This window comes from Treponema succinifaciens DSM 2489, from assembly GCF_000195275.1.
Taxonomy (GTDB): Bacteria; Spirochaetota; Spirochaetia; order Treponematales; family Treponemataceae; genus Treponema_D; species Treponema_D succinifaciens.
In genome coordinates, this window is sequence record NC_015385.1 from 2,036,068 (window position 1) to 2,050,629 (window position 14,562).

A 14,562-nucleotide genomic window follows, 5' to 3' on the forward strand; every position below is an offset into this window, starting at 1 on the left:
TGAAGCGCAAAACCTTCTGCAAAAGTTAAAAAAATCAAGCTAAAAATTCAGGAGGCAGCATTATGGCAAAGCAGGAATTATATGAAAGAAGCCCGATCCGCATTTTTGACGAAGCGGCAAACGGAGGGCTCAAGGCTGGAGAACTAGGACTTGTTACAGCAAAAAAGGGACTTGGAAAAACCTCCGTGCTTGTTCAGTTCGGAATGGACACACTTCTTAACGGAAAGCAGCTTGTTCACGTTTCATTCAACCAGCACAGCGAAAACGTAATTTCTTGGTATGATGGAATCTACAACGAAATTTCAAAGAAAAAAGCAATCGCAAACGCCGCTGACGTAAAGGAGCAGATTCTTCGCAACAGAACAATTTTGAACTTCAATCAGGACAACATCAGTCTGGAAAAAGTTGTTAACACATTGAATGCGCTCAAGGCTGGCGGAACAGCAGTTGCAGGAGTTGTTATTGACGATGTTGATTTTTCAAAAGTAAAAGAAGCCGACTTGCAGACAGTCGCAAGCTACGCAAAGGCAACAAAGACAAAAATCTGGTTCAGCTCAACTTCAGCAGGCGACAAGCTTGAAGATTCAGCTCCAAAGGCACTTCTTCCATACTTCTCTGCTGTTATTCACCTTTCTTCAAAGAATTCTGTAACTCAGCTGAGCATTCTGAAAATGGGCAAGAACACGGATATTGAAACAACACTTAAGCTGGATTCAAAGACCCTGCTCATCACAAACAACAAGTAATTTCAGAATGTCTCTGAAAGACGAACTTTTAGAGACGGCAAAAAAAACGAGGCTAAAACAAAACGACTGCCCTTTAGAAATAGAGGGCAGTTTTTTTGTTTTTGAAATATTATTGAAAGAAATTTGGGCTAAATAAAAAAAAATTTCCTTTAGTAAATCCGTTATTTTCCATAGGCTGTAATTATAAATAAAACGGAACTCTGTAAAGATTTGTTTTTCTTTTTCCATTGTATACAGCTTGGTGCATTCTTCTTTTCTTTCCTCGTCCAACTCATTGCGGACAAAAAGGTCGTGCGCTATTGCAGGAAAGGAAGCTTGACTTGTTTTAAAATAGGTCAAATTTCGAGTTTCAAAGGAAAAACATGAAGCGCATGCTTACGCATGAACAGTTTCGGCTTCTAATGAACCGCAACAGAATTGAGAACGCCTGGTCGGTAATGAGGCTGAACTACAACCTGGTTTACCACCGCGCAAGGAGCGTGGCTGGAATGTTCCGCCGGGCTTGTTCATTGGCAATCATTTGACTTCAATTTATAGCAATATGATTGTAGTGGCAGTCGCAGTATTTTCCGCCGCCGGCAAGCGTGAATTCTCTGGAAAACTCCGTGTTGTTCAGGGCGGCCATGTCGTAGTCCAAACTGCACATTGCCGGAATGTATTCCTTTAATCCTAGCTTTGTCATAAGGAAGCAGACTCCGCAGGTGTGGAAAGTCGCCGTATATTGATTCAAGGTTTCGCCGTCTTCAACGGAAAATTTCCAGGAATAGGGATTCGTGTTTTTCTCGCTTTCTTTTGCCTGCGATTTCAGCAGTTCCCGCCCTTTTGCCGTGTATGCCCTGCTTTTTTGACGGCTGCTTTCATCAGAAAGTTTCCGCACATCGCCCTGCGGTAATAGACGCGGACTTCTTCCAGGGAATATTTTTTTTGTTAACAAAAGCACGACGGAAAGCATTGCGCAGCTCAGAATATTCATCAGAAAATGGTCGCCTTTTTCAAATTCGTCAACTCCGGACAGAATTTTCCTGTATTTTTTGCTGGCGTTTTTTATCACCTCCGCAGGATTCCGCTCGTCAAACGATTTTGAAAGCTGCTTTCTGAACGTTCCCTTGAAACCTGTCCACATAAGTCTCTGAATAAAGCCGTATCTCATTTTCCGCCTCAAGATATTGTAAGTTGCCGCCGGATAAATTTATTGTGCTGAACGCTGATTCCCCTGTCAGGCCGGAGGAAATGACAGCCAGCTGCGATAATGACAGAGCCGCAATCCAACCAAAGCCGTGAATTTTCTCCTACAGCCCTTTCACGTTCAGTGCGCGGACGGCATTCAGGACTGCCAGAACCATTACGCCCACGTCGGCGAAGATTGCAAGCCACATATTTGCGATTCCCAGCGCACCGAGCGCAAGGCAGGCGAATTTTATTGCGAGCGCGAACGAGATGTTCTGATAGACGATTCCGATACACTTGCGCGAGATTCTGATTGCCTTTGCTATTTTGAGCGGATCATCGTCCATAAGCACAACATCGGCGGCCTCAATCGCGGCATCCGAGCCCATCACTCCCATTGCGATTCCTATGTCGGCACGCGATAGAACCGGCGCGTCGTTTATCCCGTCGCCCACGAACGCAAGCACGTCGTTCTTTTTCTTTTCCGCAATCAGCCTTTCAACCTGATTCACTTTGTCCGCCGGAAGAAGCTCCGCATGAACCTCGTCGATTCCAAGATCCGCCGCCACTTTCTCAGCGACTTTCTTCGCGTCTCCGGTGAGCATTACGGTCTTTGCGACTCCGGCTTTTTTCAGAGCGGAAAGAGCTTCCCTGGATGTCGGTTTTTCAACGTCGGAAATCACTATGTGTCCCGAATATTCTCCGTCAATCGCCAGATGGATTATCGTTCCGAGCGAATGGCATTCTGCAGCCTCGATTCCGAGCTTTTTCATCAGCCTGAGGTTTCCCGCAGCGATTTTGTGTCCGTCAACTTTTGCGGTGATTCCGTGTCCGCTTATTTCCTCGATGTCCGCGACACGGCTTCTGTCGATTTCCTTTCCGTAGGCCGCCTGAAGGCTTCTGCTGATCGGGTGGGATGATGAGCATTCTGCGAGCGCGGCGTATTCAAGAAGCTTTGCCTCTCCGATTTTGCTGTGGTGAACCGCCGTAACCTCAAAGACTCCGCGGGTCAGCGTTCCGGTCTTGTCGAACACGACGATTTTTGACTTGGATAGCGTCTCAAGGTAGTTCGAGCCTTTTATGAGAATGCCTTCCCTGCTTGCGCCTCCAAGTCCCGCAAAGAAGCTTAGCGGAATGCTGATTACGAGAGCGCACGGACAGCTGATTACGAGGAAGGTGAGCGCGCGGTAAATCCAGTCGCTCCATCCGGGATCCGATTTTGCGATGATGCAGACAAGAGGCGGAAGAACGGCAAGCGCAAGCGCGCTGCAGCAGACGGCAGGAGTGTAGACCCGTGCGAACTTGGAGATGAATTCCTCGGACTTGGATTTTCTTGAGCTGGCGTTCTCCACAAGCTCCAGGATTTTTGAGACGGTCGACTCTCCGAAATTCTTTGTCGTCCTGATTTTGAGGACTCCGCTCATGTTTATGCTTCCGCTTATGACTTCCGTTCCTGTGCTGACTTCACGCGGCAGGCTTTCACCTGTGAGCGCGCTTGTGTTCAGCGTTGAGTTTCCTTCTGTTACAATGCCGTCAATCGGAACTTTCTCTCCGGGCTGAACCACAATCACGGTTCCCGGCGCGACTTCGGAAGGGTCAACCTGAACAAGCCTTCCGTCCTTTTCGATGTTCGCGTAGTCAGGGCGGATGTCCATAAGCTCGGTGATGTTTCTGCGGCTTTTTCCGACCGCATAGCTCTGGAAGAATTCGCCGATCTGGTAGAAAAGCATTACGGCGACCGCCTCGTTGCAGTCGTCAATCAGAAGAAGATTTCCGTGCGCATTGTAGATTTCAAGCGCGAACGCTCCCGCTGTTGCGACCGCCATCAGGAAATTCTCGTCGAAGACCTAGCGGTTCCATATTCCCTTTCCGGCCTTTTTCAGGATGTCGTATCCGATTATCAGATAGTCAACCACGTAGAGAATCATCTTGAGCGGAACTTTTCCCGGAATCGCGGAGAACACGTTCAGCCTGTCAAGCACGTTCAGCACCAGAAGCAGCGTGAACGCCGTGATGATTCTTGCAAGCATTTTCTTCTGTTTCTTTGTCATAAATTCTTCCTTAATTAATTGTCATTGCCGGGCTTGACCCGATAATCTTTCACAGAGAGATTCGACGATCAAGTCGGGGAATGACATCGGGCGTTTAAAACTCAATCTCGCAGTCGTCCTCGACTTTCCTGCACGCCTTGAGGACAGCCTTCATCACTTTCTTGTCGTCCTGTCCGTCGCCGAATTCCACGGTCATTTTCTGAAGCATGAAATTCACGCAGGCATCCTTTACGCCCTCAACAGTTTTTGTTGCGTCCTCCATTTTTAGGGCGCAGCTCGCGCAGTCAACTTCAATCTTGTAAGTCTTTTTCATGTTTTCCTCCGGAAAGTCAGTCCTGTTTATTCCTTCGATTAAGCGGTTGTTTAATCTTTATATTCAAGATATAATCCGGGGCGGATCTTTGCAAGGGCGGCGCAAGATTTATTTCCTTTTCGGAAAAACAAATTTCCGTTTGGGACGCTTGACGGGAGGCAAAAAATGAAGCTTGTTCACGGACACAACGAATATTTCAATCTGGATCTGCTCAGGGAGATTCTTTCAGACGGAAACACCGTGCGGGAAACCGCGGAATGTTTTGCGGTTTTTGCCGATGAGGTGCGCGTGCGGATTTTCATGCTTCTGTGCCACACAAAGCAGTGCGTCGTGAACATTGCGGACTTCATGGAGATGACCGCGCCTGCCGTGTCCCATCATCTTAAAATCTTAAAGGATGCTGATCTGATTGAAAGCTGGCGCGACGGAAAGGAGGTTTTTTATTCAGCGTCGGATTCTGAGAAGAGCCGCACGATGCACGGAATAATTGAGAGACTGATGAAGACAAGCTGCCCGGACTTTGAGAGCAAGCACGAGAAAATCAACGAGCGATCGGAATTTCAGGACAGGCAGATTGAGACTGTGAAGAAAGTCCACGACTTTATGTGCGAGCATATTTCGGAGCGGTTTACGATTGACGGTCTTGCGCGCAGGTTCGGCATGAACACGACGACTCTAAAGACAGTTTTCAAGGACGTGTACGGAACTTCGCTTGCTGCGCACATCAAGGAGCACCGCATGAAAAAAGCCGCGGAGCTTCTTTCCAGAACCGACCTTTCGATAAGCGAAGTCGCAGCCCAGGTCGGATATGAGAGCCAGGGCAAATTCAGCGCGACATTCAAGGAATTCTACGGCACGATTCCGAGCGGATACAAGAGGGACAAGCGGTGTGGAAAATGAAATTCTTTCAGTCCAGCTGTGTCTGCCAGTTTTTATTTTCATAAGCCGCAAAGCACATTTTTATCTGCTCAAGATTGTTTTTTTCTTCCGCAAGATTGAGCTTAGAAATTTCTTCAAGTGAAAAATATTTACTTTCTGTTGTTTCGATGTTTGCCGTGAATTTTCCGTCTTTTTTTATTGAACAGAGAATGAAGATTTTGCAGATTTTCCAAGCATAAACCGGCTTGTTGTGTTTTTCCCTGTCTTGAACCGCAATCACTTTTTCAAGCGGAAGTTCAGTTTTGTGCGCAACAATTTCTGCGGAGATTTTTCTGATTTCTTCGTAACGTTCAATGTCGAACTTGTCTTTTCCGTAAGTGAGTCCGGCCTGCGCTATGCTTTGAAGTTTTACCGCCCAGTCAAGCCAAATATTTTCCCCGCTCATTTTTCTTCCCTGTTCCTTACCATTTCCGCGTCGCTGATTACCTTGTTGCGGTATGTGATGTCGCTTCGTTTTGTAAAGCCGTGATTTTCCCAGAATGTGTTTCCGCTTTCGTTGTCTGAAAAGACGAGGAGGGCGACTTTTGCGATTCCCTGTTTTTTAAGCGCGCCCATTGCGGATTGGAGCAGTGCGGTTGCAATTCCGCGTCTTCTGAACTGGGGAAGAACCGCCGTGTGGTAAATGTAGCCACGCCTGCCGTCGTGCCCCGCGATGATTGTTCCGGCAAAAATTCCGTCTGTTTCTGCAACAAAGCATGTCTTGGGATTTCTGCGCAGAAAACGGACAATGCCTTCCTTTGTGTCGTCAATGCTGTTCAAGCCCATTTCCGGAATGTTCTGCCAAAGTTCAAGGCACTTTTTCCAGTCGCGTTTTTTCATAACCCTGATTTTCATTTACTCCGCCTTGCACATCAGCTTGAGACGCTGCGATTCATCGTAGTCAAAGCCGAATTTTTCGTAGAACGGAATTTTGTCTGGCCCGGCACAGAGTTCCACGAAAATATTTGTTCCGCTCACTCCGTTTTTTCTGACAAAGTTCAAAAGCTCATCAATCAGAAGCCTTCTGATTCCCATTTTCTGATATTCGGGGTGGACAACAACATCCTTGATGAAGTAGTCCAGACCTAAGTCGCCGAGCATCCGCGCCATGCCAACGATTTTTCCGCCGTCAAAAATAGAAACCCGGAACAGAGTGTTTTTCATCGCAATCTCCGCCTGTTCGGTTGAAGGTCCCGCGCCCCAGACCGTTTTCCAAAGCTCGATGAACTGCACAGCCGTAAGCTCGTTGTATTTTATCGTAAGATTTTCTGTTGGTTTTGATTCCATTCCTGTCTTCCATAAGAACTTCGACGCTATCTCAGGCAAAGTTTCTGTTCCTGCTTCCTTGAAAATTTTTTACAGTATATTTCATTGCGGCAGATTTTTACAAGCTGACATTGTTATTTTTTTTGTTCCCGAATTCAACAAAAACTTTAGATGTCATGGGGATGTCTAACAAGTATCTTTTCTGTCATTGTCGGTCTTGACCCGAAAATCCAAATGCGTATATTGCAATCATTTTTAGATTGTCTTATCAAGTCCGACAATGACAAATTGACAGATTGACAACGAGACTAAAAAAGGCTGCCCGTTTGGACAGCCTGTCTTTTAGCAACTATAAAATGCTATTTTTTTAACCTTACAGTTTTTTATATTCATCGCAGTCAGGGTCAAAAATGAATTTGTACTCTGTGCCTGTTTTCATATTGTAAGAAGTTGATGTCAGTGTGGCAGGAAGGTTTGCGAAATTAATTGTGATGTATCCATTTTCTTCGTTTAGTTTATAATCACCATTTAAATCCTTCAAAGTTTTTGTTGCCGTTTTTACAGTGTATGAACCTTTAATTTTGTCACCAGAGAAAGTTTTTTCTTTTGCATTTAGTTTTATTTCCCAGGAATCTCTTTCGGCAACATTTAGTTCTATTTTTCCATCATCAAAATCTACTCTAAGTGCAACATTTTCCGCATAAACGAATTCAGAACCTTCAACATCTTTGTCATCGCCAAAGTAGTCGCCCAAAAGAATATTGCCATCATCCTTTACGAAATAGCACTTAGAAATATTTTCTGCAAATATATTCTCATCGCCTAACTGTTCTTTTGCTTCTGCAACAGTGCAGCCGTTATCTTTTGCAAAATATTTGTACACATCATCCATTGAAGTCATTTTTACGCCATCGACAGTCCAAGAAACAATGTTCAAATAAAGAAGCCCGGTATTTGCATTGCAAGTGTATTTGTATTCTGTTATTTCTGTTTTTGGTGATTCTCCTGTTGGCTGCTTAACTTCTGTTTCTGTAACAGTGCCGTCTTTAAAGACATAAGTAATTGTCTTAGTCTTTTTGTCATCTTTCTGTGAATACCGATAAGAGTTTCCGGCAAGAACATTTTCTCCTACAGAAGGTAGCAAACCATTTGTGCTGCTATCATCATCGTCTGAATCACTGCCATTAGAGCATGATGCGAATACGAACGCAAATGCAAGAAGCATAAGCGCTGTGCAAATTTTTTTTTAAAGCTTTCATAAAAAGCCTCCTTGTAAAAAATAAAATATGTGGCATTTTACATCGGGGGGGGGTGTCAAGTGGTTATGTAAAAAAAGTAGCCTTTGTCCGCCCTGCAAGCGTCTACAACATCATGAAAGAGTACGATTTGGTCCATAAATGGGCTAAGAATGAAGGAGAAGCAAAGAAAAAAGGCTTTGACCAGCCCGAGGCTCCGCATGAGCAGTGGCATACAGATATTTCATACATCAAGGTTCCTGGTGTGTTTTATTATTTTATCAGCATAATGGACGGCTACAGCCGAAAAATTCCGGACTGGGCATTATGCGAAAACATGGAGGGAATAAACATTGAGCTTCTGGTTGCAAGAGTAAAGGAAAAGTATCCGGAAGCAAAAGCACGAATCATCCACGACAACGGAAAGCAGTTCATTTCAAAAGACTTCAAATCGTTGGTTTCTCTGCTGGAACTTTACGATCATAGAAATAAAAAATTGACATTAACATCAAAAGCACAAATAGAATCTCCATATATGAAGTTATATTTATAAGTTCTTTTCAATTGAAGTTTATGTATGTATAATCTCCATTATGCTTTCATTAATTTTTCTCATTTTAGCCGTTTTGTCCGGCGTTTATTTTGTTTTGATTAACATTGCTTCTCCGGGAACTTTTTTGGGGACGATTTTTAGTTTTTCTGCGGTTTGGCTTTGGATTGCTGTTTTCTTTGTGCTTCTTTTTGTGCTTGAAAGACGTAAGGTTCTGAAAATAATTTGCAGCAGGATTTCAAAGCGTATAAAAATAATTTTGATTTTTTTATTTTTCGCGGGAGTTTTTATTTCCGGATTGAATCTATTTTTTATCTGCAATCCAAGGCTTTCTGATGGAAAAGAAAATGTGCGCTACGTGATTGTTCTTGGTGGCGGAATCACAAAAGATGCCAAGCTTACAGATTCTGTGAAGAACCGTGTGCGTGTTGCTTCCGAATATTTTAAAGCTCATTCGGCAGCTCTTGTGGTTGTTACAGGCGGAAAAGGAAAATTTTCTCCTTGCCCGGAATCTGATGTTTTAAAACCTGTGCTTGCTTCTTATGGAATTGATGAAAATCGGATTCTTGCGGAAAACAAAGCAAAAGACACAATTCAAAATTTTATGTTCAGCGCAAAACTTTTTGCAGAGTATGATGGAATCAGCATGGAAGAAGTTCTTGCTTCTCCTGTTGCGGTTGTAACAAGCGACTTTCACATTGCGCGTGCTGAACGTCTTGCTTCGCGAATGGGATTTTCAGATGTGTATGGAGTCGCGTCAAAAACTCCGCCGCTTTTTGTACTGAACAGCTACTGCCGTGAAATCTGCAGCTACATAAAACTGAACTTAAGAATTTTGCTCACAGGCAAGCCAACGCATCTGTAGTAAAGTTACGCATTGTGATAGCATTGAATAAGATTTATTTTTGAGTCTTTGCTGGAGAAATTTATTATGAATAACTTTTGGGAAAAGATAAAACTGTTTTTCATTGATGCAAAAAATAAAATCGTTTCTTTTTTTGAAAAATTGAAGAATTCTTTCTGCGGATTTTTAAAATCACTACGAAGCAAAATTTTAAACTTTTTTGAAAAACATAAAAATTCAAAGACACAAAAAGATTCAAATTTAAAAGATGAATATGAAGAGACAACAATAAAAAAATCACTTGGTAAAAAAATCGGTTTTGCATTTTTGAATTTCTTTGATATTGTTTTTGATTTAGTTTTTGCGGCAGTAATTATTCTGATACTAAAACCTGAACTTATAAATGGCAATTCACTTTGCAATAAAATTTCAATCATTGATTTTGTGAAAAATAATTTGCCAGAAAATTTTTTGTTTTTAATTTTTCTTTGCGCATTGTTGGCGGCATATTTTATTTTCAAATTGATTTTTTCATTTATTTATGTGCGCAGTTTGCAGAGAATTTCTTGCGCAATGATTGTGGTGTTGAGCATTGTTTCAATTCTTCTTTTGCCAACAAATATTCTGTTCTTTCTTTTGTTTTATTTTCTTCTATATATTACGTTTCAGATTTCGTGCGGAATAAAACCTAGTTGCGCTATTTACAAACTTATTGCAGTGATAGTTTTGGACATCACGCTTTATTTTGAACTTCATCTGATTTGCATAGATGAAATATGGAAATCTATAAGAGATATTCAGAATTCAATTTTTGAAATTTTTGGTTATCTTAAAATTTAGAATAATAATAAAAGGGAATTTATATGAAAATTAATTTTAGCATTAAACAGTTTTTTCCTCAAAAGTGGCAGGTAAAACTTCCGGTTATGCTTTTTGCGGTTGTGATGATGGGAATTACGCTTTCAGTTCTTATTGAAATTGGCTGGGGAACTGATCCTGCGACTTTTATGAATTATCATGTGGCGGCATTGCTTGGAACTGATAATATCGGCTTGATTCAGATTATGGATTACGCGGTTTTTCTTGTTTTTGTAATTTTGTTTGGGGCGCAGCATATCGGTTTTGGCTCGATTGCGAATATGTTTTTTATCGGATTTGTTTCTGATTTTTCACGCTGGATTTGGAAGCTGATTGGATTTCATCAGTTTTTGCAGAATGCGGAACTTTTGCCAAAGGCTGGAATTTTTGCTTTTATTTTGCTTCTTTTTGTAACTGCTTGCGCGATTTATATGAATTCAGAATTGGGAATTGCTCCTTACGATGCGGTTCCTAAAATTATCAGCGATAGATTTGTTAAGCTTCCTTTTTTTGTTGTCCGCATTATTTTTGATTATTCTGCAATTACAATTGGACTTGTGGCGGCTTGCTTTGCAAAAAACAACATTCCGAATCCAGTTGCGACTTTTGCCGGAGTCGGACTTAAAACAAATATTTTCGGTTCAGTCTGTATGGGACTTCTTTTAGGACCAGCCATTTCTCTTGTTGGAAAATTTATGAAAAAAATTATTCCAGTGTTTCGTGAAAATTAACCTGAATATCGAATTTTGAAAAGGACAGGCATTTATGTGTCATTCCCGTGCTGCGACAGTGCGATGTTTACGCAGTAAACTCGGTTAGGAATCTGTTGTAAAACTACAATAGATTATAAATCGAGTTTCTTTTAGAAACATCGCAGTGGCAAGCCCTATAATGACATTAAACTATAAAACTCGAATTTAGGGCTAATTAAGAAAATAGTTTTTTATTTTAAAATCGCTTTCATTGCGCAGAGGGCGACTAGAAAAATAATGTTCATTAGCGTAAAGACTGCGAGGAATTTTCCGGTGCCGCCTTTTTCCTGCGTGTATAGTTTTAGGCTTATAAGGCTTGCAAGAGATGCCACCGGTGTTCCAAGCCCGCCGATGTCCACGCCAAGCAGAAGCTCCTTTGTGTTCCGCGCGAACGGATGAAGCAAAAGTGTTGCGGGAACGTTGCTTATCAACTGGCTGAACGCAAGGCTTACGTTAAATTCATTTTCTCCGGTTATCCGTTTTAGAAAACTGTCCACGCTTTCCAGCCGCGCGATGTTTCCTGTGAAAATGAAAAACGCCGTGAATGTCAGAAGCAGCATAAAATCGATATTGCAGAAAATTTTCCGGTCGGAAACAAGAACGCAAATAGCGACAAGGACTGCCGCCGCCCATTTTGGAACTACGTCCGCAACTGAAAGCAGGCACAATATAAAAAGGACAGTGTACAGAATATTTTTTCCTGCGCAGCTTGTGCTGTCTTTTTCGGCTTCCTGCTGTTCAATCTGCGTTTCTTCATTTTTTATTATCAGAGTTGAAAAAATCAGAAGCACAAAAGAAAGCGATGTGTACGGAAAAAGAATTTTCATAAACTGGACTGTGCCGAGCGGCATTTTTGAAAACAAAAATATATTCTGCGGATTTCCAATCGGCGTAATCATGCTTCCAAGGTTCGCCGCAAGAGTCTGAAGAACGACGGTATACAATAGAAGAAAACCGCTCGTTCCTGAAAGAAGCACAATCGCGAACGGAACAAATGTAAGGAGCGCCACGTCGTTTGTAATAATCATGCTTGTGAAAAAACAAAGCATAACAAGCGTAAGGCAAAGTCCGCGCTGACCGTGAACTTTGCGGCAGACGGTTTTCCCAAGAGCGTCGAAAAGCCCTGTCCGCCGCCAGCCTGAAACGACCGCCATCAGCGAAAAAAGAGTCAGAAGCGTTCCAAAGTCGATGTACGAAATATATTTTGCATCCGGCTTTACAAAAAACATTGAAACGAGCGCGAATAAAAATGTGATGCAAAAGATAATTTCCTTTTTGCACCAGATGAATGTTTTATTAAAGATTTTTCCTGCCGACATTTTTTTTACCTTTTTGAAGATTAGTATATTTCCCTTTGAAAAAAATGTCAGCAGTTTTACATTGCAAAAAAAATTATTTTATTGCAATGTAAATAAAAATTGTTCCTGTTTTTCCGTCGCAGTCTTCCTGGTATTCTTCAAAGTCGCCAGTGAATGTGCGTTCAAGCGGAGTGTTCCAAATTTCAGCCCAAGTTTTGCCAACATCTTTTGCAACGTCGCCTTTCACCGTGAACTTTGCATATTTTCCGCTTGGAATTTGTTTTACTGCAAAGCTTTTTTCTTTTGCATCTTCAGCTGATTCATTTGAAATTTGGACTCCAACAAGAACCGTGTAATCCTGTTCTGTCGGCATTCCGTAGTCGCAGTAAAGACCCACTGCTTTTTGGTTTGTTCTGCCCGTGAACTTTGACTGCATGTTTCCAAGTTTCTGCCAAAGGCCACCAATTTTTTGCGTCATATTCGGTGAGCTGTTTGATGTTACTTCTGTAAGTCCTGCGAATGTCATTTGCGGCAATTCTACGATTTCGTATTTCATGTTTTCTCCATTGAAAAAAATTTATGCCTGAATTATAAAACGGTTAATATGACAACAGTATGTCATGTTTTGTTTTAAATTGCATTTATTTTTTTTTGCTTAAATGCTATGATGAAAATGTCTGTGAAAAAAATATTTTTCATGTCTTTATTTATTTCATTTTTCTCTTGCTTCAAGTTCAGTGCTGAAACTTTTTCATTTGCGGCTTCCGTTGGTTTTCAGTCTGGAAAAGTTCAGGAATATGTTTATGATTCTGGCGATGTTCTTAGCCGGCTTGACTGGAAAACTTATTTTATTCCTGTTGCGGATATTTCTTCTAGGCTGAATATTTTTCACATTGTTACTGATGTTGATTTTCTTTGCGCATTGCCGATAAAGTACGGAACGATTGAAGACTGGGACTGGCTTGGAGAGGATAAAACAAGAGCAACAAATTTTTCAAAACATGATCTTTCAGTTGAAAGAAAATTTGAAGTTGAAGCAAAAAGCGGATATGAATTTGTTTTTGAAAAAATAAAACTTGTTCCGCAGTTTGGCTTGCGTTATCGTAATCAAAAGTTTAAGGCGCACGACGGATATTATAAGTATGCGGATTATGAGAATGGAGAGTATTTGAGCAGTTCAATTGAAAGAAAAAAAATTAATGGAGCTGGACTTTCTTACGAGCAGCAGTTTGTACTTCCGTTTATTTCTCTTGAAGCCGAATATAAAATTTTTTCTAACTGGAATTTGATTTTAAATTGGCGTTGCTATCCTTATATTTATTGCTTTGCAGTTGACAGACATTATTTTAGAAATACAGATTTCCGCGATGCGATGTATGGCTCTGGATTTTTGTTTGGTGCGGAATTGCGTTACAAGTCTTTTTCAATTCTGGCAAATTATGAATTTCTTGAATGCAAAAACGGAATATCAGAATATAAAGAAGACGGAAAATCCGCAGTGAAGCTTTATACTGTGCCTGGAATAAAATCTTCTGTTGCTTCTGTCATGATGCGTTATAGATTTTAAAATAAAAATATGTCGCAGAAAAATCTTTTTGAGCTTGTTTACATTCTCTTGGATAAAAAATCGGTAACTGCAAAAAATCTCGCGGAACATTTTGGTGTTTCTGAAAGAACAATTTTGCGTTGGGCAGAATCTTTGGCAGAAGCGGGAGTTCCTGTTTATTCTACACAAGGAAGGTACGGCGGATTTTCGATTGCAGAAAATTATGTGCTGGATAAAACTATTTTTACTGATGAAGAAAAATGCTCTGTTGTTTCAAGTTTGAAGGCTGTTGCAAAACTTACAGGCAGTGAGCATTCTTGCAAAAATTCTGCGGAAAAAACTGCGGTGCAAAAACTCAGCAAGTTTGCTAAAAAAAATACTGACTGGCTTGAACTTGATTTTTCTCCATGGAATCCGCAGGGAAAAAATATCAACGGAATATTTAACAAACTTAAAAATGCCATAATAGAAAAACAGCAAGTTGAGTTTGATTATTTTTCACTTAACAAAAAAACTGAGCATAGAACTGTTCAGCCTTGGAAAATTGTATTCCGCGGTGTTGGCTGGTATTTTTACGGTTGGTGCAATGTGCGTTGTGCTCCAAGATATTTCAAGCTTAATAGAATCTGCAATCTAAAAGTACTGAATAAAAAAGTTTTTATGGAAGAAAAATTTGGAGCTGAGCAGAAAAATTCTTATAGTGCGGAAAAAGAAATTTCGATAATTGAAATAACTGCTCAAGTTTCAGACAACGAGCTTTATAGAATCCTTGATGAATTTGCAGTTTGCAAAGTTGAGAAGTTTTCTTCAGAAACTTCAATTGTAAAATTTAACGCGCCGGAAGTCAGCTGGCTTGTTCCATTTCTTTTGTCATTTGGCTCAGCTATAAAAATAATTTTTCCTGAAAAAATAAAAGAACAGTTTTCTCTTGAAGTAAAAAAAATGTCAGCGCGCTTAAATGAAAAATAAAAATTCAATTGAAGAAGATAAAAATATTTGTATAATAAATTTTAGTTTT

The 14,562-nt window shown here is 41.0% G+C and carries 19 protein-coding genes; 9 read left to right on the top strand and 10 right to left on the bottom strand.

Translation table 11 applies throughout. The features are described 5' to 3' along the window. The first annotated feature begins 62 nt into the window (after window positions 1–62). Window positions 63–746, top strand: coding sequence for an ATPase domain-containing protein (locus TRESU_RS09605; protein ID WP_013702056.1), 684 nt, complete (start codon window positions 63–65; stop codon window positions 744–746). Between the two features lie 371 nt (window positions 747–1,117). Beyond that, window positions 1,118–1,270 carry a hypothetical protein gene (locus TRESU_RS15175; protein WP_169309755.1) on the top strand — a complete coding sequence of 51 codons (153 nt, stop codon included), beginning with the start codon at window positions 1,118–1,120 and terminating at the stop codon, window positions 1,268–1,270. A gap of 2 nt (window positions 1,271–1,272) precedes the next feature. Here TRESU_RS15175 and TRESU_RS14335 read toward each other — a convergent pair whose 3' ends face one another. The 4 genes from TRESU_RS14335 to TRESU_RS09625 form a co-directional block, all read right to left on the bottom strand. After that, a complete protein-coding gene (locus TRESU_RS14335) occupies window positions 1,273–1,896 on the bottom strand; it encodes an L-2-amino-thiazoline-4-carboxylic acid hydrolase (protein WP_013702058.1) in 624 nt (207 codons plus the stop codon). A 139-nt stretch (window positions 1,897–2,035) separates the two neighbouring features. After that, window positions 2,036–3,739, bottom strand: a complete 1,704-nt coding sequence (locus tag TRESU_RS09620) for a heavy metal translocating P-type ATPase (RefSeq protein ID WP_245535660.1) — start codon at window positions 3,737–3,739, stop codon at window positions 2,036–2,038. Between the two features lie 21 nt (window positions 3,740–3,760). Further along, window positions 3,761–3,964, bottom strand: coding sequence for a hypothetical protein (locus tag TRESU_RS15620; protein ID WP_245535661.1), 204 nt, complete (start codon window positions 3,962–3,964; stop codon window positions 3,761–3,763). A 94-nt stretch (window positions 3,965–4,058) separates the two neighbouring features. Continuing rightward, on the bottom strand, window positions 4,059–4,277 hold the full coding sequence (locus TRESU_RS09625) for a cation transporter (protein ID WP_013702059.1): 219 nt from the start codon (window positions 4,275–4,277) through the stop codon (window positions 4,059–4,061). A gap of 165 nt (window positions 4,278–4,442) precedes the next feature. Here TRESU_RS09625 and TRESU_RS09630 point away from each other — a divergent pair, with 165 nt between their 5' ends. Next, window positions 4,443–5,177 carry a metalloregulator ArsR/SmtB family transcription factor gene (locus TRESU_RS09630; protein WP_013702060.1) on the top strand — a complete coding sequence of 245 codons (735 nt, stop codon included), beginning with the start codon at window positions 4,443–4,445 and terminating at the stop codon, window positions 5,175–5,177. Between the two features lie 7 nt (window positions 5,178–5,184). Here the strand turns inward: TRESU_RS09630 and TRESU_RS09635 are convergent, their stop codons facing one another. From TRESU_RS09635 to TRESU_RS09650, 4 genes are all read right to left on the bottom strand, one after another. Further along, window positions 5,185–5,601 (bottom strand): NUDIX hydrolase, encoded by a 417-nt coding sequence (locus TRESU_RS09635; RefSeq protein WP_013702061.1) that lies wholly within the window; start codon window positions 5,599–5,601, stop codon window positions 5,185–5,187. Beyond that, window positions 5,598–6,050: a GNAT family N-acetyltransferase gene (locus TRESU_RS09640; protein WP_013702062.1), complete on the bottom strand. Its 453-nt coding sequence runs from the start codon at window positions 6,048–6,050 to the stop codon at window positions 5,598–5,600. The genes TRESU_RS09635 and TRESU_RS09640 overlap by 4 nt, the downstream gene beginning before the upstream one ends. Then, entirely contained in the window at window positions 6,051–6,482 is a 432-nt protein-coding gene (locus TRESU_RS09645) for a GNAT family N-acetyltransferase (protein ID WP_052299579.1), read from the bottom strand. Window positions 6,483–6,834: 352 nt separating this feature from the next. Next, window positions 6,835–7,686, bottom strand: a complete 852-nt coding sequence (locus TRESU_RS09650; protein ID WP_013702064.1) for a hypothetical protein — start codon at window positions 7,684–7,686, stop codon at window positions 6,835–6,837. An 86-nt stretch (window positions 7,687–7,772) separates the two neighbouring features. On the opposite strand from TRESU_RS09650, the gene TRESU_RS09655 reads away from it, so the two are divergent. The 4 genes from TRESU_RS09655 to TRESU_RS09670 all read left to right on the top strand — a co-directional run bounded on the left by TRESU_RS09655 (window position 7,773) and on the right by TRESU_RS09670 (window position 10,679). Then, window positions 7,773–8,249, top strand: coding sequence for a DDE-type integrase/transposase/recombinase (locus TRESU_RS09655; RefSeq protein WP_052299581.1), 477 nt, complete (start codon window positions 7,773–7,775; stop codon window positions 8,247–8,249). A 40-nt stretch (window positions 8,250–8,289) separates the two neighbouring features. Beyond that, window positions 8,290–9,111: a YdcF family protein gene (locus TRESU_RS09660; protein WP_013702065.1), complete on the top strand. Its 822-nt coding sequence runs from the start codon at window positions 8,290–8,292 to the stop codon at window positions 9,109–9,111. 66 nt (window positions 9,112–9,177) lie between these two features. Next, entirely contained in the window at window positions 9,178–9,930 is a 753-nt protein-coding gene (locus TRESU_RS09665; protein ID WP_013702066.1) for a hypothetical protein, read from the top strand. Window positions 9,931–9,953: 23 nt separating this feature from the next. Then, complete coding sequence (locus TRESU_RS09670; RefSeq protein ID WP_013702067.1) at window positions 9,954–10,679, top strand: DUF6198 family protein; 726 nt, start codon at window positions 9,954–9,956, stop codon at window positions 10,677–10,679. Between the two features lie 212 nt (window positions 10,680–10,891). On the opposite strand, the gene TRESU_RS09675 is transcribed toward TRESU_RS09670, so the two are convergent. Next, window positions 10,892–12,019 (bottom strand): SLC13 family permease, encoded by a 1,128-nt coding sequence (locus TRESU_RS09675; protein ID WP_013702068.1) that lies wholly within the window; start codon window positions 12,017–12,019, stop codon window positions 10,892–10,894. Window positions 12,020–12,092: 73 nt separating this feature from the next. Then, on the bottom strand, window positions 12,093–12,554 hold the full coding sequence (locus tag TRESU_RS09680; protein ID WP_013702069.1) for a GyrI-like domain-containing protein: 462 nt from the start codon (window positions 12,552–12,554) through the stop codon (window positions 12,093–12,095). Window positions 12,555–12,695: 141 nt separating this feature from the next. Here TRESU_RS09680 and TRESU_RS09685 point away from each other — a divergent pair, with 141 nt between their 5' ends. Both TRESU_RS09685 and TRESU_RS09690 read left to right on the top strand, forming a co-directional pair. Further along, window positions 12,696–13,565 carry an omptin family outer membrane protease gene (locus TRESU_RS09685; protein WP_169309756.1) on the top strand — a complete coding sequence of 290 codons (870 nt, stop codon included), beginning with the start codon at window positions 12,696–12,698 and terminating at the stop codon, window positions 13,563–13,565. A 9-nt stretch (window positions 13,566–13,574) separates the two neighbouring features. After that, the gene (locus tag TRESU_RS09690; RefSeq protein WP_013702071.1) at window positions 13,575–14,513 is read left to right on the top strand and encodes a helix-turn-helix transcriptional regulator; all 939 of its coding nucleotides are present in this window, start codon (window positions 13,575–13,577) and stop codon (window positions 14,511–14,513) included. The last annotated feature ends 49 nt before the right edge of the window (window positions 14,514–14,562 follow it).